At 59.0% G+C, this 26,401-nt stretch carries 14 protein-coding genes and 4 pseudogenes; 10 read left to right on the top strand and 8 right to left on the bottom strand.

Features of this window, described 5'->3' with window-relative positions:
• The first annotated feature begins 42 nt into the window (after positions 1 to 42).
• Both XH90_RS35720 and ectB read left to right on the top strand, forming a co-directional pair.
• On the top strand, positions 43 to 768 hold the full coding sequence (locus XH90_RS35720) for an outer membrane protein (RefSeq protein WP_128955124.1): 726 nt from the start codon (positions 43 to 45) through the stop codon (positions 766 to 768).
• Between the two features lie 445 nt (positions 769 to 1,213).
• Positions 1,214 to 2,494: a diaminobutyrate--2-oxoglutarate transaminase gene (gene ectB, locus XH90_RS35715; RefSeq protein ID WP_128929879.1), complete on the top strand. Its 1,281-nt coding sequence runs from the start codon at positions 1,214 to 1,216 to the stop codon at positions 2,492 to 2,494.
• A gap of 580 nt (positions 2,495 to 3,074) precedes the next feature.
• Here the strand turns inward: ectB and XH90_RS35710 are convergent.
• The gene (locus XH90_RS35710; RefSeq protein ID WP_128955125.1) at positions 3,075 to 4,160 is read right to left on the bottom strand and encodes a uridylate kinase; all 1,086 of its coding nucleotides are present in this window, start codon (positions 4,158 to 4,160) and stop codon (positions 3,075 to 3,077) included.
• A gap of 1,262 nt (positions 4,161 to 5,422) precedes the next feature.
• On the opposite strand from XH90_RS35710, the gene rpoN reads away from it, so the two are divergent.
• Positions 5,423 to 7,027 (top strand): RNA polymerase factor sigma-54, encoded by a 1,605-nt coding sequence (gene rpoN, locus XH90_RS35705; RefSeq protein ID WP_128929881.1) that lies wholly within the window; start codon positions 5,423 to 5,425, stop codon positions 7,025 to 7,027.
• Between the two features lie 579 nt (positions 7,028 to 7,606).
• On the opposite strand, the pseudogene XH90_RS35700 reads toward rpoN, so the two are convergent.
• Positions 7,607 to 7,868, bottom strand: a pseudogene (locus tag XH90_RS35700) (transposase); the annotation flags it as partial.
• 203 nt (positions 7,869 to 8,071) lie between these two features.
• On the opposite strand from XH90_RS35700, the pseudogene XH90_RS35695 reads away from it, so the two are divergent.
• A pseudogene (locus XH90_RS35695) lies at positions 8,072 to 8,526 on the top strand (transposase); the annotation flags it as partial.
• A gap of 1,019 nt (positions 8,527 to 9,545) precedes the next feature.
• On the top strand, positions 9,546 to 9,752 hold the full coding sequence (locus XH90_RS35690; protein WP_128929882.1) for a cold-shock protein: 207 nt from the start codon (positions 9,546 to 9,548) through the stop codon (positions 9,750 to 9,752).
• Positions 9,753 to 10,458: 706 nt separating this feature from the next.
• On the opposite strand, the gene istB is transcribed toward XH90_RS35690, so the two are convergent.
• The 4 genes and pseudogenes from istB to XH90_RS35670 form a co-directional block, all read right to left on the bottom strand.
• Positions 10,459 to 11,271, bottom strand: a complete 813-nt coding sequence (istB, locus tag XH90_RS35685; RefSeq protein WP_206736872.1) for an IS21-like element helper ATPase IstB — start codon at positions 11,269 to 11,271, stop codon at positions 10,459 to 10,461.
• Positions 11,268 to 12,740 carry an IS21 family transposase gene (gene istA, locus XH90_RS35680; protein WP_128955127.1) on the bottom strand — a complete coding sequence of 491 codons (1,473 nt, stop codon included), beginning with the start codon at positions 12,738 to 12,740 and terminating at the stop codon, positions 11,268 to 11,270. Before istA ends, istB begins: the two co-directional genes overlap by 4 nt.
• A gap of 281 nt (positions 12,741 to 13,021) precedes the next feature.
• Entirely contained in the window at positions 13,022 to 14,047 is a 1,026-nt protein-coding gene (locus XH90_RS35675; RefSeq protein WP_164934317.1) for an IS110 family transposase, read from the bottom strand.
• Positions 14,048 to 16,152: 2,105 nt separating this feature from the next.
• Positions 16,153 to 17,041, bottom strand: a pseudogene (locus XH90_RS35670) (IS110 family transposase).
• Positions 17,042 to 18,775: 1,734 nt separating this feature from the next.
• On the opposite strand from XH90_RS35670, the gene XH90_RS35665 reads away from it, so the two are divergent.
• The 4 genes from XH90_RS35665 to XH90_RS39960 all read left to right on the top strand — a co-directional run bounded on the left by XH90_RS35665 (position 18,776) and on the right by XH90_RS39960 (position 23,432).
• Positions 18,776 to 19,087: a hypothetical protein gene (locus XH90_RS35665; RefSeq protein ID WP_128929884.1), complete on the top strand. Its 312-nt coding sequence runs from the start codon at positions 18,776 to 18,778 to the stop codon at positions 19,085 to 19,087.
• Between the two features lie 131 nt (positions 19,088 to 19,218).
• Positions 19,219 to 20,133: a transposase gene (locus XH90_RS35660; protein WP_128929885.1), complete on the top strand. Its 915-nt coding sequence runs from the start codon at positions 19,219 to 19,221 to the stop codon at positions 20,131 to 20,133.
• Between the two features lie 217 nt (positions 20,134 to 20,350).
• On the top strand, positions 20,351 to 21,277 hold the full coding sequence (locus XH90_RS35655) for an AAA family ATPase (protein ID WP_128955128.1): 927 nt from the start codon (positions 20,351 to 20,353) through the stop codon (positions 21,275 to 21,277).
• 1,441 nt (positions 21,278 to 22,718) lie between these two features.
• Entirely contained in the window at positions 22,719 to 23,432 is a 714-nt protein-coding gene (locus XH90_RS39960) for an ATP-binding protein (RefSeq protein WP_128929887.1), read from the top strand.
• Between the two features lie 307 nt (positions 23,433 to 23,739).
• Here XH90_RS39960 and XH90_RS35645 read toward each other — a convergent pair whose 3' ends face one another.
• Positions 23,740 to 24,120 (bottom strand): response regulator transcription factor, encoded by a 381-nt coding sequence (locus XH90_RS35645; RefSeq protein ID WP_128929888.1) that lies wholly within the window; start codon positions 24,118 to 24,120, stop codon positions 23,740 to 23,742.
• A gap of 56 nt (positions 24,121 to 24,176) precedes the next feature.
• Positions 24,177 to 24,848 carry a response regulator transcription factor gene (locus XH90_RS35640; RefSeq protein WP_164934295.1) on the bottom strand — a complete coding sequence of 224 codons (672 nt, stop codon included), beginning with the start codon at positions 24,846 to 24,848 and terminating at the stop codon, positions 24,177 to 24,179.
• A 776-nt stretch (positions 24,849 to 25,624) separates the two neighbouring features.
• Between XH90_RS35640 and XH90_RS35635 the strand changes: the two are divergent.
• Positions 25,625 to 26,371, top strand: a pseudogene (locus XH90_RS35635) (IS256 family transposase); the annotation flags it as partial.
• Positions 26,372 to 26,401: the final 30 nt, after the last annotated feature.

Genomic DNA, 26,401 nt, shown 5'->3' with positions numbered 1-26,401 from the left:
CAACGGCCACACTGGGGGCCATTAAAGAGAGTAACAACCGAAATGAAAAAGCAGTCACTCGTTTGCGCGAGCATTCTTGCGATGGCCGCTGCGACGTCCGCGTCTGCCGCAGATCTCGCCGCGCGTCCCGCATTTCCGAATACGCCGACGCCCAGCCCGGCTGTCATCGCGCTCTACGACTGGAGCGGCTTCTATGCCGGCGTCAATGGCGGCTGGGGCTCGAGCCATAACTCCTGGGATTTTCTCGGCTCTATCCCCGAGGGCTCTCACGACGCAACCGGCGGCACAGTAGGGGGCCAGATTGGATATCGTTGGCAATTCGGCAATACCGTGCTCGGACTCGAAGGGCTGGGCAACTGGGCCGATCTCAGCGGCTCAAACGTTAGCATTGCCAACCCGGGCACCACCAATCACACAAACATCGACGGTTTCGGCTTGCTGACCGGCCAGATTGGCTATTCGGCCGGCAACGTACTGCTCTACGCCAAAGCGGGCGCGGCTGTGGTAGGGAGCACTTATCGGATCACTAATTCGGCTGGCTTTCTGGGCGACGCGGATACCACACGTTGGGGAGGTACGGCCGGTGCCGGTCTTGAGATTAGCCTAACACCGAACTGGTCAGCTGGCATCGAGTACGACCACGTGTTCATGCCGGCTAGTGACGTTAGCTTCGCAACAGGACTAGGAAACGACCGCATTCGTCAGGACTTTGATCTCGTCACCGCCCGCCTCAACTACAAGTTTGGCTGGCCACTCGCGAGCAAATAAGGATCTCAGTTTCTCAATCAATGATCGAGGGCCCCGGCGCCTGCCGGGGCTCTTTGTCCAGGGTCATCGTCCTGTATCGCCGTCGGCCTTTCAATAGGTGTTATCAGCTCTCTTGATCCATGAGGGCTGCGTATAATTAGGCTCGCTTCGCCCGGCGATCACGGTCTGGCCTCCGACGAGTCCCTATATCGCCGCCTCAAGCTCGATGTTGGAAGCTTGATATTGCCACGGCGAGCCGTCCGGCATCGGCAACAGTGCGCATGCCAGCCGTATTCAAGCCGCGCTTAGTGAATGGCCTCCTGACCAAACCGCAACAGCGTCGCACCGGCTCGACGATTCTCCCTCGCTCGACGAGGGACTACCAACGCTGAGAGGTTTAATATTCCGCATGGTGGAGTATGTCACGTGCACCAGCCATATTCATGGACAAAGTGAAGGTGCGATCATGAATAACTCTGCCGACCCCTCACGTACTCTTCGAACGTTAGAAACGTTGGAATCCAACGTTCGCCTGTACTCGCGTCTCTTCCCAGCGTGCTTTAGTCATGCGCGCGGGCCCTTTCTGCTAAGCGAGACGGGCGAACGGTTCATCGACTTCTTTTCCGGGGCTGGAGCGCTCAATTACGGCCACAACAATCATCAGCTAAAGGCAGCTATTACAGAATATCTGGGATCTGATGCTGTCGTTCACGGCCTCGATATGGCCACTCCGGCCAAGGTCGACTTTATGGAGACTTTCAACTCAGTTATTCTTCGTGAGCGGGGCTTGGATTATCGATTTCAATTTACTGGACCTACAGGTGCCAATGGCGTTGAGGCGGCATTGAAGCTGGCGCGTAAAGTAACCGGGCGCCACAACATCATTTCATTCACACGTGGTTATCATGGCCTCAGTCTCGGCGCCGCGGCTGCGACCAGCAGTCGCTTTCTTCGCGAAGCCAGTGGAGTCCCCCTGTCCGGCGTCACGATAATGCCCTATGATGGTTATCTTGGAGATGAGATTGATACGGCGGAGCACCTGCGGAACATATTGCTGGACTCTAGCAGCGGCATCGATGCGCCAGCCGCCATTCTCCTTGAAACAGTACAGGGGGAGGGCGGCATCAACGTCGCTCAAAAGGAATGGCTACGATCCGTACAAGCCCTAGCGGCAGAGATTGGAGCCATATTTATCGTCGACGATATTCAGATGGGTTGCGGCCGTACTGGCGATTTCTTCAGCTTTGAGTTCGCCGAGTTGTCACCAGATGTCGTAATATTGTCGAAGTCCTTAAGTGGATATGGTCTGCCGTTATCCATGTTGTTGATCAAAGAGGCAATTGATATATGGGAACCGGGAGAGCACACGGGCACCTTTCGAGGAAATAACCTAGCGCTTGTCTCTGCAACTGCAGCTTTGAATATCTACTGGCGCACTGAGATCTTTTCGCAAAGCATTTATCGACTGGGAACGCTGATGCGTCACCGGCTTAATGCTATTGCGCGCGCGCATGGAGACCACTTCACTGTCCGCGGCCGCGGAATGGCGCTCGGCTTTGATTGCCGAAATACTCACCTCGCTGAGACTGCAGCACGCAAGGCGTACGATAGGGGCCTCATCATTGAACGATGCGGCCCGGCGGACGAGGTCATCAAATTCTTTCCTCCGCTAACGATCGACCCGGAGACGCTGACTAAGGGTTTGGACATCTTTGAAGATAGCTTAGCGGAAGCAGCCCCGCTCTGACATGACATCTGCATCGGGCCTCGCTGCCTCGGCGAGGCCTCACGCCAGACGCTTGATCACCGCGGCAGGCTAGCACCTGTTCCGCATCTCGCTGGTGCTACACTTCGAGTACCACGACCGTCTAACTCTTGTTTCTCCCTGAACATGTTCCAGCTTCAGTCGACTAGCTCCCTGGGGACGGGCCTAGTCGTCGGGCAGGTCGCCTACCCGCATCACACTGCGGCCCAGGTCAACCTGGACTCGGATACGGATACGCTAACCGCCCGCACTCACGGTGAGCCCGGCTACAGAACCAGTAGGCTAACGAAGGCCGTTTGCATGTTGGGCGCGCGGTAATTGGTTGCGCATCACTTGCCTGGCAGGCACCTGGCAGATCGTGCGTTCTGGCGTTGCGTAACTCAACTGCCCAGTAGCGGAATGCACTTATCGAAGGATCGGTCCGCTCGGCGATGGTCATCGTGACAAGCCATCTCAAGACTTCTACAAGGGAGGTGAAGTTGCCGCTGACGACTCATTTCCGCGGTGAGTAGCCGGCTCTCCCGACCTGCAGCGCGGTATATCGCCAATCAGGAGGTGATGGCTAGTGAGGTGCTTCCACCCCACTAGTGCGGAGCTCTGCATGGACCCTCTGAGCACAGTAAGAAGCGGCCTCAAGATCTCGCAATTCGTATGTCTTTGGCTTGGACCCGGTGAGCGCTAAAACAACAATCTTCTGCGCACTCCTCACGGGGTGGATGCCTTCCCGATGCAGAGCGGTAAGCGCGGCCTCCGCGTCATGCGTCAAATACCCCTCGGGGCTTTCATCCTGCTCGAGATCGATCCACATGATACCAAGCCTTCGTAAAACGTCTTCAGCATTACGTTTTTCGAAGACGCTTTGAAATGCAACCCGTGTTGCTGACGGGTTGATGACCACGCAAACCCCGCCTCCTGCGTCAGTCACCAAAGTACCGGCCATCTCATTCGGCAGTAACGATTTGCAGGAGATGGCTATTCTCCGGCCGGCAGCATAGTCGATTGCGCCATGGTGAAGCACTTTCGCCCCGCAGCGTGCTATCCGACTTGCGTTGGCATAGGAGACTGTCGGGAGCAGCCTTGCTTGCCTCACAATCCTCGGATCGGCGGAGTAGATGCCACAGACATCCGAGTAGACTTCGCAAACGCCACTTCCCACCATATCGGCGGCTATTACCGCAGTCAAATCCGAGCTATTGCGGCCGAGCATTGAGACCCGTCCACCTTCATCCAGACCCTGCGCTCCGGCAAGGATTACCACGCGGCCATAATCGAGCGCCTTTAGCAGCGGTTTGTTGTCGACCTCCTCGATGACCGTCCTACCTAGAACCAAGGATGTCTTGATTCCAATCGAATAGCCAAAGAGCGATGATGTCGGCACCGAGTGTCTTTGCAATGCTGCCTCAAGAAGTCCAGCGGAAATCATTTCTCCCGCTGTCAGGACGGTGTCCAAGGCAACGGTGCTGCAGATTTCATTCACAGAGAGCGCTAGAGACTTCAGTACGTCCGTCTGGCCGTGCATCGCGCTAACGACGACCACGACTTGCCGCGCGTCATTTGCAAGCCTATCTACTATATGTCTGGAGACAGCGCGGTACGCCTCCGCATCACGAAAGCTCGATCCCCCAAACTTCATTACTTTGATTGACATGCGCCGTGGCCCAACGTGCGAGATCACTTGCTTTAACTCACCCGGCGCCGCATTAGATCAGACGACGAGCCGCTTCGCGCGCTCGACATCCGGCTGCTTCTTGAGAGCTGCTCCTCGCGCTAGGCTTGTCATCGTCGCAGCAATAGCTGTACCACGAGATAGCTCACGATTAGCGCCGCCCGGCATCTCGCTGGCGGCTTGGGCGTGTTGCGGCAGCACAGGACGATGCACCTAAACAATGGCGCGCTAGTTGCCTGAGACCTCCATCCCGCGTTGTTCGATGTCGCCCATCTTGATTGTTGCGGTTGCCACAAAGGTCGATCGGGCCGCTAGTTCACACACCGCAGCGAGCTCCGTCGTACTGCATCACTACCTGAGATCATCAACAAGGGACATGAGCGGCATCCGGCGTACTGGCTTGGCACACCTCTTGCTGATGCTTCCACTGAACAGATCTCGGGAGGCCTCTTGCTCAGTCCGTTGAATGATGTCCGGCACGCCGCGTTGTTGCTGCCCGGTCTCCGGCACTTGCCGCCCCAGACCTGCGATGGAGCGACGTGTTTCGCCCGGTTCACTCGAACGGGCGACCCACTGCGCCGAGCCAGAATTTGGCCAAATACGGCCTTGCACGGAAGAGCTCGCCTCTGGGAACGCGTTCCCAAGATGGTGCTGCGACCGCAGCGGCAAGCGGAGCGTTGCAAAAAGCGCTCCGGACCCTATGCCACCCTCGGCGGGGACAGCACCAAGCGATTATATGCGCTCTACCTCAGCCCGGGCCCCGCCGGGACACAAAGCCCTCGCTTTTTTTCAGCTGGAGCGACCACCGCCGGTAAGCAGTCCGGTCCTGCGCCTGTTAACAATCGAGGCGCGCCAATCGTGTCAGGCCAAGAACGTATTGTGTGGAAAGGCCGGACGATGACACACGCCTGCGGCGTAGGTCGCCGCGACAACTTCGATGCGAAACCCGGCAAAAACTATGGCCTCTGGCAATCAGAACGCAGATTCTATTTGCCAACTGGACAGTTCATTGTCGTGGCGCCCTCGTCTCGGTTCACCAGAACCAGACTATCAACAGCAGGCCGCATCCTTGGCCTCCCCACAGGCGGCCATCAAACATTCTATGAAGATAGAGCGAGAGGGGACTCTGCGCCTGTAGGGCGGGAGATCGCCTTGCGCTTCCATATCCACAACCGTCTGCGTGCCGAACATCAATTGGTAACTCGCATACAGACGCCGTACATCAGCCGGGGAGAGACCTTACAATGAGCCTGGGATATCAGCAGAATGTTCGGCAATCGCAATCAGCCGTACTATCGCCGCGCCTGGCGAAGGCGATAAAGCTGCTGAAATTGTCTAATCTCGATCTGGCTGATTTCGTGGAGGAGGAGCTCGAGTGCAATCCATTGCTGGAGCGCGACATAGACATGCTGACGCAAGAGGATGCCGGAACAACGACCGACCTCTTCAGCGAAGCCAGCGGTCCGGACGACGCTAGTGATCTTGACAGCGACGCGTTCGACAATAGCCAACAAGACGGCTTGAGCGTAGACCCTGGCACTCGCCCCGAGCTCGACGCGGCGCCCAGCCCGGAGCTTGACGATCTTCATTCCGAGCCATTTGATGAGGACATTCCTCAGAATTCGGACCAAGATCGGCTGGACGTCGGCACAGAGGCGTCCCGCAGCCGATCTTGTCAGGAAGACTATAATCTAGAGGCGTGCGTACCGAAAGAGATCACCCTCCGCGATCATTTGACCGAGCAGCTCGGACTCGCGCTGACGTCGCCCACAAAGCGACTCATCGGACGCTATCTAATCGACCTCGTCGATGACGCCGGATACTTGCCGCAAGACCTAGGAAATGCCGCCAAACGGCTGGGGGCCTCGCAAACAGATGTTGATCTCGTTCTGGCAACATTGCAGACGTTTGACCCTCCTGGCGTCTTCGCTCGTTCTTTGAAAGAATGTTTCGCGATCCAGCTGCGCGAGCGCAACCGCTATGACCCAGCGATGCAGGCACTGGTTGAGAACCTCGCTCTTGTACCTGAGGGGGTTCCTGCCCTGCGCAGCGTTTGCGGAGAGAGCGATGAGGACATCGCCGATATGATTGCGGAACTTCGGTCACTCGACTCGAAGCCGGGACATAAGTTTGGTTCGGTGCGCCTGGAACTTTTGATCCCAGATGTCTTTGTTCGCCGGGGTCATCACCACAATTGGGTAGTCGAGCTGAACAGTGAAGCGTTTCCCAGCATTTCGCTGAATCAGGTTTATTATCGCGATTTCAAGGGCAAAATGCGCAACCGTAATGACAAGGCCTACCTGGCCAATAAGTGGTCTGATGCACGCTGGCTGGTAAGTTCACTTGAGAGACGTGCGAACACAATCTTGAAAGTTGCGAGCGAAATTGTGCGTCAGCAACATGACTTTTTCTCCTACGGCGTAGAGCATCTACGACCCCTCAATCTGAAAGCAGTGGCCGACGCCGCGGGGGTGCATGAGTCCACCGTTTCACGCGTAACGAACAACAAGTACATGGCCTCCAATCGTGGACGGTTCGAGCTCAAATACTTCTTCAAACCATCCATTGCTTCAGCCGTCGGCGAGACGGCTCACTCGGCAGAGGCTGTTCGCCACCGCATTAAGAGGCTCATCGACTCCGAGGCCCAAGCATCAGTGCTCTCAGATGACGCAATCGTCGAGCTATTGCGTTCCTCTGGGATCGATATAGCGCGCCGGACGGTCGCAAAATACCGTGGCAAAATGGGCATCCCTCCGTCCGTGGAGCGACGGCGCCAGAAGCAAGCTGCTCTCGGCTATGTTTCCTCAACGACTCCGCTCAATTCCCCAGACCGTACGGAGGCGGCTTGATCCTATTGAAGGATTTCGTTCACAGCGGCGGAGAAACGCATAGTTGAGCTGTCAGGCAGGACCATCAAGCTTGCTAGGCGCCGGGGATTGCCCCCAACCGCCTAAAGCCCTTAGATTGAAGACGGCCAATTGGGGCGTTAAGTCGCCCCGACGGCCGTTCTGCTAGGCTCAGGGGCAACGGCTGCATCCTTTCGCAGCCCCGATGGCCCCGCGTGAGCGTGATCCTCTCTCAGGCTGCTACGCGATTTTCATAAGCAAGAAATGGGTTGACTGGTTTAAGCAGGGCATCCGAAGCATCGATTGGAGCTCTGCCGCTAAATTGCTTGGTCAACCCTGCACTGATGAACCATAAGATGCCATCGGCGAGCATCCTGTGGGACGCTTGAACACTTCGTCTCACAAGATCGCCGTGTTGATGCCTAGGCCGCTCCTCGACGGGTAGATACCGCGCCTCAAATGCTGAGAAACGAAGAGACGTTCGATCCAATTGACGCAAGCTCCGCTGCCAGCACCCTGCCGGGGCATGGTGTAGCTGACGGTAGGTTACCTGCGATTTTCCGGCAGGCGGGTCGGAAGGCATCAGCCTGCCACGTCGGGCAGACCGACGATGAATTCATCGCTTAATGGCGCGATGCTTTCCGGCGTCATGTAGCGGGCGCCTGGACCGCACATTCGTCGTTCTGCTCGACAGGGTCGCATCGATTAGGTCGGCGATTGCGTCTCCGTTAGGGAAGATGCCGACGACCTCGGATCGCCGCTTGATCTTGCCGTTGAGGCGCTCGATCGGATTGGTAACCGGTATTTGAGTTTCTCGGTGCCGATGTCCCGCTGCGATATTCAAGATAGTGGCGTATGGTGCAACCATCGGGAGAGAGGCACCGGGAGCACCAAGGTGCGGGCAGGCCGATGCATACGATCAGCCACGAGCTCGGGTTAGTAGCTGGCCGCCTCTGCGACCAGCCCGGTTGCGCTGAGAGCGCGCATCCGTAGTTGTCGTGTCGCCCGTAGCTCCCGTCATGTGGTCTGATTTGGCAGGAGGTGCAAGTGCGACGGGTGATTGACATCGACGTCCGAACCTCGGAGAGGTGGTGGTTTGGGAGGATGGCAGCCTCCGACATGCGGGCCGTATTGATATAGACGCGGACTGCGTTGGACGGTTTTGGCAAGACCCTGCTGGCCAGTGATGCGGTGGTGGTCGAAGCGACCGCGAACAGAGTGGCGGTGTCGCCGGTTCTGGCGTCGTTCGTGGCACGCGTGATTGTCGCCAATTCGCATCAGGTGAAGGCGATCGCCCAGGCTCAAGTCGAGACCGACAAGATCGATGCCGGCACACTCGCGTGTCTGCAGGCGCCCGCGGCACCTGCCGCAGATCCGGACGCCTGACGCAGAGACGGAACGCAAGCGTCGGCTAGCGGCGCGGCGCTACCAGGTCGTGCGGCATCGCGCGGCTCAAGAACGAGGTGCAATCGATCCTGCACGCGCACCTGATCCCGAAGTGCTCCAGGCCTGCTCGCGGTCCCCGAGATCGTCCGCGCCACTTGTCGGGCCAAGCGCGCGTCCGCCGGGTTTCAGCAACGGTGCGCTTGATCTAACACCAGGCAGTACGATTATTGTTAGTTTTGCGCCAGCTGCCCATGTTAGATGTCCAACGATGGCAGCATGGGCGCTGCAACTGCTGCCGCGCATACCGTCATGGACCGCCTACATGCGGCAAGAGCCTCTCCCTCATAGCGCCAGGACCTATCTCAGGAGATTGAGCGTCACTCTCAAGCTTCTGGGCAACGGCCCAAATGTTCTGCGGCCGAGGCAATGCTGCGAGCAGGAGCATAGTCTCTCCCACACTCCTACATCACCAGAACCAAAACGGCAGAGCAACCTAGTCGGCAGTTGGTCCCGTTGTCATAAGGCGCGGCACGCTACTTGCTTAACGGCCAATGAGAATAGATGCATTGGTCTCTCGCGAGAACAGGTGCTCGATGACTTTTGTCAGGATACTTCTGCCAACACTTTGGCGCCGAGGCGCTGCAATCGCAAGCGGCGGTGCATCTTATATCCGAAGTAGCGACATGAGCTCTCGCTTGGATTCCATGCGAGCGGCCACAGCTGCCCCCACTAGCGCCGTGTCCGCTTTCACCGCCGTAGATCTCATCCAAACCGACCGGCGCACTTGCTCGACCGCTTTGCGCCGAGCGGTGCGCCTGACGGCGAATGACGGTCACCACCACCTTTCACTCTTCTTCCAACCTGCGTCGCTCGGACATGCGATAATGACGCCTTGCGTTGAGCAACGGCAAGCTGACAGTGCACCAAAGTCCGCAATCTTGTCGCGCCGCGATCGCACTTTTCATGGAGCACAAGCGAGCGCATCAAGTGAGATACGCAATTGTATGGCATACCGACGGCTTTTTACCTTCTTTCGCAATCTTACATTGTTCTACAGCGCCCTTGCGTGCGGCATGAGCTTCGCTGGCTGAGTGCGTACTTTTTGTTAGCTTTTGAAGACGCCGGAGTTCGACACATGGCAACAGGTATCGTGAAATGGTTCAACGCAAGAAAGGGATATGGCTTCATCAGACCGGATGACGGAGGTCCGGACGTATTCGTACACGCCAGCGCGGTCGCAAAAGCCGGAAGAAGCGACTTAGCCGAAGGCATACGAATTTGCTACGAGCTCAGGACCAGTGCGGCAGGCCGAACCTTTGCAGAGGACCTCAGCATCCCCTAGACCCTTTGTCCGCCCTGTGAGGTGACGGGCGGCCCCGCGGCAAGCTCCTATCGAGGGTTGCGCCGGATGGTCCGGCGCCGAACCCCAAGCATGGGGAGCGGGCCTGATGAACCATAGCATTTTCGTAGGGCTGGATGTACACAAGGCAACGATTTCGGTTGCGATGGCCCAAGGAGTGCGCGGCGAGGAAGTTCGCAACTTAGGGATCATCCTAATCGCGCCGACCAATCAACAAGCGGGCAAAGAGCCCAGGTCAAGCTGTGCATCCTCTATCACCCCTTGTCGGCGGCCAGCAAAGCCGGGGTGATCGTCACCACCGCCATTGCACGCGAGATGGTCGGCTGCCTGTGGGCGACGCTCTTCAAGTAAGAACTCGGCCCGGCCGCGTGTGAAGAGCGCTGGTCGAGCGTATCGGTGCCAGGGCGGGAGGCAGGGCGCGGTGGGGACTCCTCGTATGAGCCGGCATTGTCGACGCTCGCTCGCAGATCTCGCCGCAAGTCCAGCACGGGACCTATTTGACGCTGGATCGAACGAAGCCACGTCTTGTGAGCGTGTAACTATGGGGGCTTGATCTAGGCTGTAGCGCGGCAATCTGGGTAGGAAGTGCGCGGCAATCAGGATGGCGAGGCGTGTCGCGGCCTGATGATGATTGCCGCGATGATTGTCGCGCGCAAGAGTTTTGTTGAACTCTGATTGTCGCGCAGCGTCAATCAGCGACGGTTTTGGGTGTCGCGTGCGATGGCGGCCGTCCGGGACCGCGTTTTCGTTCGAGGGCGGTCCGTCTGCGATAGCTCTCGACGTTCATCTCGACGATGGTGGCGTGATGAACGAGGCGATCGATAGCGGCCAGGGTCATGGCGGGGTCCGGGAAGACCCTGTTCCATTCGCCGAATGGCTGATTGGCGGTGATCAGCATCGAGCGGCGCTCGTAGCGTGCACTGATGAGCTCGAACAGCACGCTGGTCTCGGCCTGATCCTTGGTGACGTAAGCGAGATCATCAAGAATCAGGAGATCGAAGCGATCGAGACGATTGATGGCCGCCTCGAGGTTAAGCTCGCGTCGCGCTAGCTGGAGCTTCTGCACGAGATCGGTGGTCCGGGTGAAGAGGACGCGCCATCCGTTCTCGATGAGGGCCAGGCCGATCGCTGCCGCCAAGTGGCTCTTTCCGCCGCCGGGCGGGCCGAACAACAGCAAATTGGCGCCCTTGCCCAGCCAGCTGTCACCGGCGGCGAGCGCCATCACCTGCGCCTTTGAGATCATCGGCACGGCTTCGAAGTCGAAGCTGTCGAAGGTCTTTCCGGTGGGCAAACGTGCTTCGACAAGGTGTCGTTCGGTCCGACGGCGGCCGCGTTCGGCAATCTCGTGCTCGGCGATGGTCGCGAGGAAGCGGCCGGCCGGCCAGCCTTCCTTGTCGGACTGTTCGGCAAATTGCGCCCACAGCACCTTGATGGCAGGCAGACGGAGCTCATTGAGCAGCAGATTGAGGCGCGCGGCATCAACCGTGTTCGTTACGCTCATGCGGCACCTCCGGTCTCGGCGGCACCGATGAGGCATTCGTAGGTCGCAAGCGGCACGAGCTGCACCACGACGTTCGGCAGGTTGGCGGGATCGGGGGCGAAGTAAGCACGTAGCCGGTTGAGGTCGGGCAGTTGGCCGGCCTCGAGATCGGCGGTGAGCTGATCGGCGAGTTCGGCCTCGCAGCCGCGTTCATGAGCGAGCGCGAGGAGATCGACCATGATCCGGCTGGCTTTTTTGTCCGGCAAGCGTTCGCGCAAGCGATCGAAGGTCTTCCGATAGGCATCCCGCGGGAACAGCTGATCTCGGTAGACCAGATTGAGAAGTGCCATCGGCTTGCGCCGCAGGGAATGGATCACGTGCCGATAATCGACGACCTGGTCGTACTTGCCATTGGGATGCGGCCGCCCACGCGGCAAGGTGACGAGATGGGTGCCCCCGACGAACACGTCGAGACGATCGTCGTAAAGGCGCACCCGCAGTCGGTGACCGATCAGGCGCGATGGCACCGTGTAGAACACCTTGCGCAGGGTGAAGCCGCCGGACGAGGTCACGCGGACGATCACCTCTTCGTAGTCGGAGGTGCGCCGATCGGGCAGCTCCTGCAACACCACGCGCTCGCTATCGATCCGCTTGGCGTTGCGGGCATTGCGGCGGCTGACGATCTCGTCGATGAAGCCGCGATAGGTGGCAAGATCGTCGAAGTCGATAGTTCCGCGCAGCAGCAAGGCATCCGCGATTGCTCGCTTGAGATGACCGTGGGGCCCTTCGATCGAACCATTCTCGTGAGCAACGCCTCGATTGTTGCGGGAAGGCCGCATGCCGTAATGGGCACAAAGGGCCTCGTATCGCTGCGTCAGATCGTCCCGTGCATCACGATTGAGATTGCAGAATGCGGCCGACAGACTGTCGGTCCGATGCTCCCGCGGCGCCCCACCGAGCGACCAGAGGGCATTCTGCAGGCCTTCCGCCAGGGCGACGAAGCTCTCGCCGCCAAGCACGACGTGGGCGTGCTCGAACCCGCAATAGGCCAAACGGAAGTGATAGAGACGATGATCCAACGGAGCACCCGCGATCGTAACACCCAACTCGTCCATGTCTGTGAAGTCGGAGAGGCCGAGTTGGCCAGGCTCGTGGGTTTGGCGGAAGATCACCTCCTGCTCCTCGCCGTGGACCGCCCGCCATGCACGGATCCGACGTTCCAGGGTACGACGGATACCGATGCCGAGATCCGGATGACGCCGTAGCATCTCCTCGAACACCGCCACCGGGCGTAAGCCAGGTGCCGCCTTCAGGATCGGGACGATCTCGGTCTCGAACACCTCGCTCAACGGGTCCGGTCGTTGCCGGCCGCGGGGCGCCTTCCTTTGCGATGGAAATCGGGGATCTCTCTCGATCCGATAGGCGGTCGACGCACTGAATGACGCCTTGGCCGCCGCCACTGGCGGGCTATCGGTCTGACGGTACTTCATGTAGAGCCTTCTGTGGTTGCCGCCCGCAATGCAAGAAGTTTCTGACCCTTTGGCGTGTGATCGAGTGCGGTCTTCTGTCAGGCCTTCCTTTACGGCATTTTCAGAAGCCGCTGGCCGGTATGGTGATCCGCGGACCAGGTCCAATTCTCATCTCCGAGCACGTCGGCTCTTTGGCTCTAGCTGGTTTCCTGATCCAGATCTGTTCGATCGTTGCGCCCATTCGGGTCGTCGCCTTCTCACACCCCCTTCGCCAACGTCAGGCTATTTCGTGCTGCATGCAGTCATGCCGTCACTGCCTGCGCTGGGTTCCGATAATCCTCCTTCCGGGTGAGCATGGCCCAAATCGTCCGAGCCATCTTGTTCGCCAAGGCGATCGCCACAAGCATGCGCGGCTTCCTCGCCAGCATCTGCGCCAGCCAGGATCCGCTAGGGATCGACTTGCGCCCGAGCCAGTTCAGCCGCGACATCGCCCCAACGATGAGCAACTGGCGAATGTCCGCCTGTCCTTCCTTCGAAACGCGTCCGAGCCTTTCCTTTCCCCCTGAGGAATGTTGCCGTGGGACCAAGCCGAGCCAAGCCGCGAAGTCTCGGCCACGTCGAAAGGCCGCCATGTCGGGCGCGAAAGCCTCGATCGCGAGTGCGGTCAGCGGGCCGACCCCCGGCATTGTCTGCAGCCGCTGCGCCGTGACCGTCCGCGTCGCCAACTTCTTGAGCTGCTCTGCCTTGGCATCGATCCGCTCCGTCTTGTAGGCGATCTGATCAATGAGACTCCGACATTCCTCGCGGACCAGTTCTGGTAGATCGCTGTTCGGATCTTCGAGGATTGCGTCAATGCGTTTAAGTTGTTCGATTCCTTGCGGGATGATATGGCCGAATTCGTAGAGAACAGAACGCAGCGCATTCACCAGATCGGTGCGCTGATGAACAAGGCGCTTCCGAGCCCGAAAGAGCACTGCCCTGGCCTGCTGTTCTTCCGATTTCGGCTCGACGAAGCGCATCTCGGGGCGCTGTGCCGCGATCACGATTGCTTCGGCATCAGCCGCGTCGTTCTTTTGGCGTTTCACAAAAGGCTTCACATATTGCGGAGCGATCAGTTTCACTTCATGGCCGAGCTTGACCATCTCCCGTGCCCAATAGTGGGCGCTGCCACAGGCTTCCATCACCACCACTGCCGATGGGTGGCCCGCCATGAACTTCCGAAACTGAAGCCGCGACAGTTTCTTTCGAAATTTCAAGTGTCCCGCCATTGACGCCCCGTGGAGCTGAAACACATTCTTGGCTAGATCCACTCCGATCACCGTATCCATCAATTTGCCGTCCTCTTCGCTTCGGGGTTCAAACACTGCGTTCTTGGCACATTACGATGCCGTCTGGGGAGGGCGGCAACCATCCCATCTCATCTGGTGATCTGTGATGTGTCGGCCGGGCAAGCGAGTGATTCCTCTTGGCGGAAGAACCACTTGCATAACCCCGCCGGCCGCGATCACCAGTCGGCGCGGTCCTCCTCGGGATCGCGCCGACGCTGGGCTCGTAACTCCGGTCGGGCTACGCCCTCCCTCCGTCACGAGCCCAGCGAAACTCTCTCACCTTGATTGACGCTGCCTTCCATCCTGATCGTCGCGCGACACTAGGCGCCCGTCGGCGCGATTGACTCGATGTCCGCGAGCGAGTGTGGCCGCCGGTTGTCGCTGAACTGGCAGCAAAGAACGCTGCCTATACCGGGACGCGACTTGCACGAGCGGCTCAGGCGCCACAGTTTGCTCGTTTTGACCGATGGCGGCGACGGTGCGAGGAACGCGATGCTCCAGCTGAAGCGGCAGGCCTGCTGTAGAGTGAGGGCAGCTGTGCTACGTCTGATTATGGGATCAACACCAGAACGCAACTGACGTCCCCGTCTGTCAGACTCGGGACAGTTGTCGCACTAACATGGCGTCGCGACGCTCTCGCAATGGTGCTCAGAATCCCCTAACTCATTTATACGTGTCAGAACTGTCATGCTCCCGCCGATGGCATCGGACTTGCTGATCCTCTCCTTGAGAGGCTTGCCCGGAGCTACTCCGGGGAGGTTTATTTGGCCCTGGAGGGGAATTGTAAATGGCGGAGAAGGCGTGCTCGAGATGCGGTCGATATCAATAAGATCAGGCTACGCGCTGACCAATACGTCCATTATCCAAGATACTGTTCGACCGATCCCACCTTCGGGCGCTCACGACCGCCTAAAACGGTAAAGCATGGAGCGCGCGGTGATCTTGGCACTCTGCGTGGCCGCTCTCGCAGCCGGTGGAGTGCTGCTTTCGTTCGCCAAGCAAGCGCTATACGTCTTGGCATTGGGGTAGGAAAGTAGCGTAGCGATCATGTGGCTGTGGCACTTGATTGGCGGCAGCCAATATTTGGATCAGCAGCACTGGCTGCGCAGGCCGCCAGGCGGGAGCTTTTTGACGACATCTTGGAGCCGACTGTCGAAACGACCGTGATAAGGAGTCGAACGATGAGCAGCTGGAAGTCCCTATTGAGCTGTACGGTGGTGGGAGTCCTGATGGTTGTCCAGTTGGAGCTGGCGACGGCAGCGCCGATGCCGAGGAGTGTCGGAGTCGTGCAGGCCTTTCCTGGAGGCACGACCACGATGTCCCCTGTCTCTCACTGCAACTGCGAACGGAGGATCTCCAGTCTTGCAAGAGCCGAACTCTTCCGTGGCGCAAGTACGAGCGGCGGCTGTTATGGCCCTTATTGCGTATATGCGGAGCCGCCTTATGGATACCCTCCGGTCAGTTATGGCTGCAGTCCGTACCATACCGGCCCGCGGTCGTACCCGTTCCGCGCATATCCCTGCCACGGTTATAGGCACGGTTGTTACGGACGCCACTGTTGTTATCGCCAGTACGACTGCCCGGATTTGTGACCGACCGGCGAGACGAAACTGTCGGCTACTGGTGAAGCGGATCTATAGCAAGGAGCAATATAAATGACCCCGATGTATGGTCCGGCCGTGCGTTGCAAGTGGTTTCGCCGAGCTGGCGGTGAGCGGTCTTGCATCAATGTATCCGGCCTTTGATTGGAGCATTTGCTCCGGCCACCATGGATATCAGCGCGCGTGCGTTCTCGTTAGCGGACAGGCCTCGATTGGACCATTCGGGTCACCAGTGTTCGCATGCGCCGGGAAGACCGAACCTCCATCTCGTCTCATCCTCTCGCAGACCTCGGCTGGAAATTATTGATAGGGGCTTACGTCATCGCTTGCTCCTCATTTTGCTCAGTTCCTTTGTTCGAGCCAAGGGCCGTTCCTTCGTCCCGGCCCGCAGAACGTCGATCGCGTCGCGCGCAGGGGCGGTCAAGGCCAGCCGTCGCGCTTGGCTTGCGGCTGGCTCCGGCGTTGCCAGGCTGCGCCTTGACCGCGCCCAGCACGGCGCGAGGATCAAGCGGGTCGGACGCCTGCATCGTCAGTCCTCGTCAGCTCGAAGGCGCGTCCTTTGGCCAGCACCGCCCAGGCGATGCGGGCAAGCTTGTTGGCGAGCGCGATCGCGAGCACGTTGTGGTGCAACCGCCTTTTGGCGGCTTCGATCCAGGACTTGAGCCCATAACTTTCCCAGTTCTTTATCCTGACCAGCACAACGCACGCCGCCTGCACGAACAGAACGCGCAGGTAGCGATTGCCGCGCCTCGAGATTTTGCCGAGGATCGTGCGGTCTCCCGTCGAGATCTGCTTGGGCAAGCCAAGCGCCGAAGTCGCGGCCTTTGGAGAATACGTCTCCGGTGCCGATCGCGGCCACCATGGCGCTCGAAATGATCGGCCCGATGCCAGGCACCGTCATTAGGCGCGAGCATGCCTGATCTTGACGGGCCAATGCTTCAATCTCGCCGGAGAGGCCATCGATGCGCTGATCCAGCCGGTGCCAGTCGCCTGCCAGCTCCTCGATGACACGCAACATGCGTGGCGACAGGGCATCGGCGCGCGTCGCAAGGATGGTGGGCAGTTCGGTGCGCAAGAAGCCGATACCTTGGCGCACGGCGATCCCGCGCTCCAACATGAAGGCGCGAATCTGGTTGATGATGCCGGTGCGTTGCGATACCAGCCGCTCGCGCACCCGGTGCAGCGCCTGCAGATCCAGTTGCTCCGCGGTCTTGGTCGCCACGAACTTCATCGTCGGGCGCTGCACGGCTTCGGCAATCGCTTCGGCGTCATTGAAGTCGTTCTCCTGTCCCCTGCTATAGGGGCGGACATATTTGGCCGGCATCAACCTCGCATCGTGACCAAGCGATGCGAGTTTGCGGCTCAGGTGATGTGCGCCGACGCAGGCTTCCATACCGATCAGGCAACGCGGCAGATTTGCGAGCCGCGCCTCCACTTGCCCACGCGGTCACTTTTGACGCAGAACGATGGCGCCGCGCGCATCGTGGCCGACGACGTTGAACGAGTTCTTGCCGATATCGATGCCGATCACGGCGATCGCGGTATTGGGTGTCTGAGACATGGTGTGCTCCTTGTCTTTGCCGCCCCTTACCAGCTTCGCTTGCTGGCGGGGGCAGGAGGCCCATTAGCGGAGCTCGGAAGAGGAGGCGAACATGCCGTCGATATCGGGAGAATCAGGCTCCGCGATGACCAATATGTCCGTGAGTTTATTCGAACCTGATAACGACGTTCCAGGCGGCAAGCAATTGTAAAAGAGAACGCATGGAACACGTGGCGTCTAGGCACTCCGGGGCGTCGCTCTGTCGAGGAATGTCTTGGCCATCTCGCTGTCAGTCATGCAGGTATACGTCGGCATTCATCTCCAGTGCCGGATCGAGGTCTGCATCCAGGTGCATCTCCGGCGCCGACATGCTCCGGCAACACTATCCATGCCTGTTGCGAGTGACTGTCGAGTTACGAAGAACTCATGACCGCACATGGACGCATGGAGCACGCAGAGCATGCTTTGCTGATCGCCGTGCTGGCGCTATTCCGGTATCCTGGGCGATCTCGGACAAGCTCGGTAAGAGTGCACAAACCGAAGCGATCAGCAAACCTGTGGACGCCGTCATCGACTGGGCCTTGTTCATGGCCAAGACCAGCCGCCGCACAATGGTGGAGATGGTAGCTGAGCTGGAATCTCCTGCGGCGTCTATGTCACGCGTTCGCCGAGCTTCGACAAGCCAGGCCGATCGCCAGGACGGGCACTACGTTGGGGCCGGCAGCAATCACGCCCTCCCGCTCGATGCCGTCGGGAGCGCTGACCTAAGCGATGTGAGGTTGATACTTTGTGCCTCCGTTATGAAAAGGCTTGAATCGCACCTAGCGTCACATTGTACGATCCTGGAATGAAGTCGAGACCTCTGGTGAACCAACGCCGGCTACTCCTTAGCACCTGGGATGGCATACTTGGCTGTGGAGTTCTCGTATCTGTTCTAGTGGAAACCGGATGAAACGCGCGCTTTTGACTACGGCCGCACTGCTTTTGTTGGTAGGCACTGCTTCAGCCCGCACGCAAGAGGGCCCACCGGAAGGCGCGCAGGAGCCCCCCGCCCGGGAGACTCCCTGGGACCCTGATGACCCGGGTGCGGCGTGCCGCCGGGTGCCGGTTCCTTGTTCTGAGGAAGAGAGAATTAAACATCCAGGCCGGCTGATTTGCGGCCATCAACGGCGCGGCAACTGCCGCACCTGACAAAGAGAGCCCGCCGACGACCGTGCAACTTGATCGATCGGCCGCTATTTGGACTTGTGTTAGTTACCGCCGTCCACATCGAGCCTCGACGTCAGCACACCGAGGCCTACTCACCGCGCCGCAACCTAATCTCGGCAGAGGCTACACTTATCGATGCGGAGATTCCGTTCCGGACAGCAGGGACCATAAGAGCCCGTCGATGGGGATAGTGCTCTAGGGTTGGGTGATGGCTCCGCGACAGCTGCAATGTCGCGGTCGATCTCTTGCGCAAGCGAGGCCAGTTCGCTCCTCGCAGTATCCACGATCCATTGATCGAGACCGAAAGCATCTTTGCCCCCATAACAAAGCCGTGAGCCGTCGAGCGAGCTCGCCGGCGGTGACGAACTTGCATTCCAGATGACTACTGTCCTGACTCACAAGTTCGCAATCGTAAAATCGCATTGGATTCGCTTGGTTGTGCCAGAGCTGGGTGCTGGAATAGCGACGAAGGATTTGATGTCGGTCCAGCTACTTGCGCCCCTGATATTGAGCGATGATGAGCGTGCCGCACTGACGTCACTGACGAAGCGGCGGAACACGGCGCAGGCGCTGGCTCTGAAAGCCCGGATTGTGTTGACCTGCGCGGAGGGAGGACAGAACAAGAAAGTGGCGGCCAAGCTGCGCCTGGAGCGGCGGGACGGTAGGCAAGTCGCGCCACCGTTTTTGTAGAGCAGCGCGTGGCCGGGCTTCACGACGAGCCGCGTTCCGGGGCTCCGCGCACGGTTGATGATGTCCGAATCGAAGTCGTGACCGTGCGAACGCTGGAGAACTGCCCCGCCACGCATTGGAGCTCCCGCAGCATGGCAAAGGCGAGCGGTCTGTTGGTGTCGACGGTTCAACGCATCTGGCGGGCCTTCGGGCCAGCCGCATCGGATGGAGACGTTCAAGCTCTCGACAGACCCGTACCTACTGGCCAAGGTCCGCGACGTCGTCGGCTTTACGTCTCGCCGCCGCAGCACGCCATCGTCCCGTGTGTGAGCGACAAATCCCAAATCCAGGCTCTGGATCGCAGCCAGCCGATGTGGCCGATGCGACCTGGCCAGCCGGCCCGAAGGAGCCATGACTACAAAAGGCATGGCACCACCTCGCTGGTCGCGCCCTCGATATTGCGACCGGACGGGTCATCGGCAAGTGCTACCGACTTCACCGCGCCGCCGAATTTTGCAAGCTCCTCGACGAGACCCAGCCCGCGCCGGCTCGACGTCCATCTCGTCATGGACAACTACGCCACGCACACGACCCCGCTGATCCGGCGATGGCTAGTTAAAAGGCCGCGTTGGCATGTGCACCTGACCCCGACCAGCTCGTCATGGCTCAATCAGGAGCGCTTCTTCGAGCTCCTGACCGACAAGAACATCAGGCGCAGCGTCTATCGGAGCATTGCCGCCGTCAGGGCCGACATCGCTTCATTCATCGAACGGCACAACGCCGATCCAAAACCATTTCCATGGACCAATTCAATCGAGCGCTTCTGCCGATCCAATGCTCTGGTTCAGGACACTAGACTTGCAGCAGCACCCAGTGTGGGGCTCTGCGCATTTGGCCATAACGTTAATCATGGGCATGTACTCGAAGAGCGACCAAACACAGTTCGGCCCGCCGAACGGAATCGAGGCAAGAATGTGTCGACCCACGATCACGAGGATAAGTCTGGCCAGACCGCCCAACTGCTCGCAACGGCCAGGCCACTGAATGCCGAAGTGATACTTCATTGAAAACAAGAACGCCGCGGCATTGCTTGGTCGATTTCGGACAAGTCTGTCGAATTAGCCACACATCGGTGTCGCAACGGGTGAATACATAAGCCTTCCCTTCACCAGCCACGTGACTGCCGCCGGTCAGGATCGCGGTCGCTATACGGACCTCGTTTGCGATGGCACAACTATTGCTACCCCTTTACTCTGACACTCCATCTAACAATCGAGGAAGTACATGAAAGAGGCCTTCTCCGTAAACGAGAACAAGGACGAGTGCGTGGACGAGTGCGTCGACGAGTGCGTGGACCAGTACATGGATCACGAATTCCATCTTAATGCTGCGCTGTGGGCGCGGAGCGGCACGACCTTCCTCCCAGTCTCTGACGCTTCCTTGGAATTGCCAGCAGGTGCTTATCGCTGCCGCGAAAATAGTTGCACCGTTTTTTTCGAAAAGGTGCCGACTGTAACTGACACGCTCTTGAACTTGCCGGACACCGCCGCGGAGAGGCTTTTGGTCGAGTTCGACAAGTTCTGGGCTCTGCGCGAGAAGTACGTCGAGTACGGCTTCACGCACAAGCGCGGCATGCTCCTGTGGGGCCCTCCCGGTAGTGGCAAGACCTGCGCAATCGGACAAATGACACAGGTCGTTGTCCGAGATCATAATGGCGTAGTTGTCTTTATCGATCGCCCGCAACTGGCTAGCGCGTGTGTCGGTCTGCTGCGTCGCATTGAGCCCGAGCGGCCCGTGGTCATGGTTATGGAGGATCTGGACGAGCTCGTGGAAAGATGGGGCGCTGAGCACTTTCTTGCGTTGCTCGATGGCAACGCGCAAACTGCGAACGTGCTGCACGTTGCGACCACCAACCACCCTGACCGTCTGGACAGGCGCTTTGTCGATCGCCCTTCTCGCTTTGACACCATCATGGAAGTTGGTATGTCGTCCGCCCAGACCCGCCGCGCCTACTTCAAAGCCAAGGAGCCATCGCTTGACGATGCTACGCTCGACCGCTGGGTCGAGCAAACCAAACGCTACAATATAGCACATCTGCGAGAAGTCATCATTGGCATTAAGCTCTATGGCCAGAATGAGCGATCAGTGTTCGAAAGGTTGAATAGCATGCGTCAGAATCGCTTCGACTGCGAGAGCGAGGACAAAGAATGATGTCTTACTCCTAAGCTATGGCGACGCTGATCCTGTTTTAGGACCCGAATAGCTCGGCCGGAAGGTGGTGGCTCGGCACGCGTCATCCGGGTGTCAACTCGGGGGACGGACAATGGAGCCCTGCCGCCTGAGGCAAACGTACGCTACGCTCCATTGATCCTGACGAACCTCTGGCGGGGGTACGGTCACCCTGCGGCACGTTTCGTCGGGCCTTCCGCTGGCGCTACCGAAGCACGGACGCGTCGATCAAAACAGCGGTCTTCGAGCTTTGAATACCCGGGAAGGAGTACGTAGCTTGATCGTTCCCGTCATTAGTGTGACCGTCGCACTTCAAACATGATGCGGAGCCGAACCATGGCGGATGAGCAGCGAGCTTCTGTCCAAACTGCACGCAGGATACTCTATTTTACAAGGTCCTACTAACCCTTCAGCGTCGCCTTAACTCTTCGCGAAACGAGCAGGCGAACGCGCTGCTGCTTGCATCGGCCGTCAGCACAGCACGAACTGACGACGTCGCAAATGCCTAGTAACGAAAGGAGCCGGTCATTGCGCAACCCCGGCCAGCTCCACGGCCGGCCTTCTCCTCCGTTCCCCCCGGGGGCGAATTTGCACGGGGCAACCACCGCACGTTCGGGAGCCTCCACATACGCTCTCACCCTGACCGTCGCGCTAGGTCGTTCTCGATCCGATCATGAGAGACCGTGAGATATCGTATGGAAGAGTTCACTCCTGCGCGCCTTTTGCTTCGTGGTCTCAATCCAGGAGTGTATAACGATGCCTGCCCTGCGGGCCAGCCGAGAGGCCTCAATCAAAACCACGGCGCCAACTCGCCCTTCGCAAATGCGGCGAGCAGCTTCTCGAACCCGCGACGCGCGGTGCCACCACCAAAGCGACCGAGATCATGGTCGATCACGCTCACCTCGCTCCAGCCAAGCTGCCGCGCACCGTCACCTAAGCCTTACTGCCGGCGCGGTCCACTCGGTTGTTGATAACCTGGTCGTCCGCCGACTGACGAACGTGCACGATGGCCCGGCGAGGAGCGTGCTCAGGCGTGTTCTTGCTCACCGCTGTCCTCCTCATGTCGTTTGCGTCGGTCACCCCGTCGGTGAGCGATTCGGTAGGAAGCTCCTTCAACAGCTCCAGCGTTGCTGGCAAGTTTCAATCGGAATGCTGCTGCATCTTGGAGGGCTCTCGAACCGATCTCCCTGTGAGGTGACGCGCTCGCCACGACGACGTCCCCACAAATGGGACGAATAACCCTAAGAGGAGGATAAAACCGCGTCGACAAGAGCGCGCACCTCCAGCGACCGTCCACCGCAAGCCGCGGAGCAGGGATCAATCGGAAGGACGCGGTGGTGCACCGTCCATGCCGGCAGGAGCGTTAACATCCCATCAGGTTGCCTGATAACTAAATCGGTCTCACCCTCAAGCCGCTTGCAAGGTGACAACGACGACTAACGCTGCGCATTGCGGATGGAACGGGGAGGATCTCAATCGGGCTCCTAGACATCGGCCAACGCTGGTTGCCCCGGGGACTGGCAAGACTAACCTCGCGATCGCAATTGCCCGCAGCTGTGTCCGCGCTGGCGCCCGTGGCCGCTTCTACAAGGACGTCCACCTCCTCAACAGGCTAGGAGCCGAGGTCCGCGATGGCCGCCAAAGACGGCTCGCCGATCACCTGACCCGGTTGGACTTCGTTGTTCTCGACGAGCTCGGCAATCTGCCATTCGCCCAATCCGGTAATCAGCTCCCTGTTCCACCTCATCGGTCGCCTACGAGCGCACTCGTGCTGGTGACCACCAATCTGGTAGTCGGGAATGGCCGAGCGTCCTTGCGGACACACCAAGATGACCACCGCGCCGCTCGACCACCTGAACCTTCATTAGGATATTATCGAAAGCGGAATCGACAGTTGGCGCTTCAACAGTCGGGAAGAAGATCACGCCCGAACGCGCGCTCCCCGCGTCTCCGCAACCCCGAAATTGTGAACGTTAATCGACATTCCGACATTCCGAACTTGACGGCCACTTCTCGCCTTAGGGGGAAAACCATCGCATTCGCGTTCAAGACGCACCGCCCACCGAATCTCCCTTATTCGGCAATAGTCAGGAAGCGGACGCCGGAAGCGTACGACTCGCCCACGCTCAGCCTTTAGGGACCAGGGCCGAGAGTTAAACCCGCCGAAGATGTTCGGCGACCGCTTCATGATCAACGATGTGCGACTTCGCCCGAGCGCCTCAACTGGAAACAGCTTTCACTTGAAACTGCGCAGTAAGATGAGCGCGTCGGCAGGATTTGGCCGCCAAGATTAACTGCACTGAACATCAAGGAGCCTCCGTCAACGCACGCGTGCATCGCAATTGCAAGAGTTCCGATTAGGACGTAACGTGTACCGCGAGTGCAGGCGATTATCTCAGACTCACCAATTCCGTTGAGGTGCTTTCCGCAAAGAGTGGTCGCTTTCATTTCCTTGTGTCGTCAAGTCCTTCGAGCGCTGCAATGAGGCAGTTGATCAATGTCATTGTGGTAAATGGTTTAGCGAGAAGGCAAATACCGCCAGCTTCGATTGCGCGGGCGCGAACTGATCTCTCTGCATTGGCCGTAATGAAGATAAACGGCGTTTGACGACCGTCGTTTCGCATTTGCCGTAGCAGCTCAAGCCCGTTCATGAAAGGCATCTGGATGTCGGCGATTACACACGACGTGGCAGCCAGCACCTCCGAGCGTAGAAACTCTGGGGCGGATGCAAACACTTGAACGTCGTAGCCGCGAGAGGACAGAAGGTTGTTCGTGGCGGCACGAACGGACGGATCATCGTCAATGATCGAGATGAGATGAGGCATTATAAGCGGAAAGCCTTTAGCTGCAGCGCTATCCAACCGAGAGCCGCCGCTCGTACTCAGGTTTGCACGTTTCCATTTGAGCGGGACAGGCCCAGCAACTCAATCATTCTTATGAGATCGGCGAGCGACTTAGCGCCGACTTTGCGCATGGCTTGGCCACGGTGGACTTTGACGGTGATCTCGGCGAGGCCGAGCTCACCCGCTACTTGCTTGTTCAAGAGCCCTGACGCAACCAGCGTCAGAATATCACGCTCTCGCTGCGTCAGACCTTCAAAGCGTGAGCGCACGCCGGCTCGCATCTTCTCAAGCTCTCGCCTTTGTCGATCTCTTTCGATTGCAATCTGGACTGCGCGAAGCAAATCCCGATCGCGGAAAGGCTTTGTCAGGAAATCAACCGCCCCCCCTTTCATTGCCTGTACCGTCATTGGAACATCCGCATGACCCGTTATGAAAACAATTGGCGTATGCATATTCGCGCTAGCGAGACCGGATTGCAGCTCGAGACCGCTCAATCCAGGCAACCGAACATCGAGCACAAGGCAGCTCGGCCCCTCGGGGCGGTCCGCTTTTAATATCTCCGCGGCGGAGGCAAAGTCCTTCACTTTCAAACCCGCCGATTGGAAAAGGTTCGTAAGAGCCTTCCGTATCGAGGCATCGTCGTCGACAATCAGCACCACTGCTTCGTTGTGATCCGGCACCAATTGCGATGCTTGCAAGCGCTCGTTCACGTGCCATCCTTTCAAACAGAACCATGGCAAATCCAAAAAACCTAGATTCTCGGCCTTATAACGGCTCTGCTTGGTCCGGGATGAGGGCCGATTACTGCTCTCGCCCAAAACCTACGGACTTCCGATTATAGGCCCGCTCCGGTATACACAAGTATGACCCGGGCCCTCACTGCTTTCTTCTCGAGCTACCCCTCCGAATTCGGCAATTCAACCTGACGTAGAGAACAAAGCCGCAAACGAGCGCGACCAGCCCAGACTTCCCGCTCAGGACTTCGCCTGCCCGAAGATCACCGTGCTCCGATATTCCTGGCACACCTCGATCGACAGTACCACGTTCCAACATACCAGCAAAATCAACAACCTGAATCCTTGCCGCATGAGGTGGCAAGGTACCTTGCAGCCGCCACTTGGGTTGTACAGGTCGAGGCAACTTGTTTCAGCTGAAACGGCCTGATTGAGGCAGATAGGGCAAGCCGGCGCTCCTGCGACTACCCGCTGAGAGGCGAGCATTTACACCATCTTTGCTTGCATTGCGCATACGTCACACCTTTTGGCGTTGGATTCCGACGCGGTACTCGCAACTGGCTTACCTCCTTAATCTCGGAGTGACGAGAGTGGGGTCGTGTCCCAGGGAGTGGTGTAGCTCATTAGCAAAGCCGCTCGCGACGCGCGCTCCCCCATAGCGCTGTAGCGAGCGAGCGGCTTTGCGAGTGGTCACCGATGATTCGTCGGTAAGGTTTGGATTGCGACAGCCAACCTGACTCGAGGAACCACCGATGACCGACGACATGATGAACCTGCGCACGCTCGTAGAGAAGATCCCCGATGCTGATCTGTTGCGCGAGATGATCGGCTTTGCTGCCCACCGGCTGATGGAGCTGGAGGTCGAGGGCCTGACCGGAGCCGCGTACGGCGAGAAGAGCCAAGAGCGGCAGGTCCAGCGTAACGGCTACCGCGATCGGAGCTGGGAGACCCGCGCCGGCACCGTCGAGCTGCGCATTCCCAAGCTGCGCAAAGGCTCCTACTTCCCCGGCTTCCTGGAGCCGCGGCGGATGGCCGAGAAGGCGCTCACCGCGGTGGTGCAGGAGGCCTATGTCCACGGCGTCTCGACTCGCTCGGTCGACGACCAGATGCAGGCGAAGGGCATGAGCGGCATCTCCAAGAGCCAGGTGTCGCGGCTGTGCGGTGAGATCGACGACAAGGTGAAGGCCTTCCTCAACCGCCCGATCGAGGGCAATTGGCCCTATCTGTGGATCGACGCCACCTATGTGAAGGTGCGCCAGAACGGGCGCATCATCTCGGTCGCGGTGATCATCGCGGTCGGCGTCAACAGCGACGGAAGGCGCGAGGTGCTCGGCATGGACATCGGCCCGTCCGAGGCCGAGACGTTCTGGACCGCGTTCCTGCACAAGCTGGCGCGGCGGGGATTGCGCGGCGTCAAGCTGGTGGTCTCCGACGCCCACGAGGGGATCAAGGCGACCGTGGCCAAGGTGCTCAACGCCTCCTGGCAGCGCTGCCGCGTGGGGTCGTTGAAGAAGTGGCCCATAGATTCG

Source organism: Bradyrhizobium sp. CCBAU 53338 (genome assembly GCF_015291665.1).
Lineage (GTDB): Bacteria > Pseudomonadota > Alphaproteobacteria > Rhizobiales > Xanthobacteraceae > Bradyrhizobium.
This window is presented reverse-complemented; position numbering and strand designations above follow the sequence as displayed.

What these genes read in the sequence shown, in the direction of transcription:
- XH90_RS35720 (WP_128955124.1), top strand. Translation starts at nt 43, where the DNA reads ATGAAAAAGCAGTCACTCGTTTGCGCGAGCATTCTTGCGATGGCCGCT.
- ectB (WP_128929879.1), top strand. Translation starts at nt 1,214, where the DNA reads ATGAATAACTCTGCCGACCCCTCACGTACTCTTCGAACGTTAGAAACG.
- XH90_RS35710 (WP_128955125.1), bottom strand. Translation starts at nt 4,160, where the DNA reads ATGTCAATCAAAGTAATGAAGTTTGGGGGATCGAGCTTTCGTGATGCG.
- rpoN (WP_128929881.1), top strand. Translation starts at nt 5,423, where the DNA reads ATGAGCCTGGGATATCAGCAGAATGTTCGGCAATCGCAATCAGCCGTA.
- XH90_RS35690 (WP_128929882.1), top strand. Translation starts at nt 9,546, where the DNA reads ATGGCAACAGGTATCGTGAAATGGTTCAACGCAAGAAAGGGATATGGC.
- istB (WP_206736872.1), bottom strand. Translation starts at nt 11,271, where the DNA reads ATGAGCGTAACGAACACGGTTGATGCCGCGCGCCTCAATCTGCTGCTC.
- istA (WP_128955127.1), bottom strand. Translation starts at nt 12,740, where the DNA reads ATGAAGTACCGTCAGACCGATAGCCCGCCAGTGGCGGCGGCCAAGGCG.
- XH90_RS35675 (WP_164934317.1), bottom strand. Translation starts at nt 14,047, where the DNA reads ATGGATACGGTGATCGGAGTGGATCTAGCCAAGAATGTGTTTCAGCTC.
- XH90_RS35665 (WP_128929884.1), top strand. Translation starts at nt 18,776, where the DNA reads ATGACTACTGTCCTGACTCACAAGTTCGCAATCGTAAAATCGCATTGG.
- XH90_RS35660 (WP_128929885.1), top strand. Translation starts at nt 19,219, where the DNA reads ATGGCAAAGGCGAGCGGTCTGTTGGTGTCGACGGTTCAACGCATCTGG.
- XH90_RS35655 (WP_128955128.1), top strand. Translation starts at nt 20,351, where the DNA reads ATGAAAGAGGCCTTCTCCGTAAACGAGAACAAGGACGAGTGCGTGGAC.
- XH90_RS35645 (WP_128929888.1), bottom strand. Translation starts at nt 24,120, where the DNA reads ATGCCTCATCTCATCTCGATCATTGACGATGATCCGTCCGTTCGTGCC.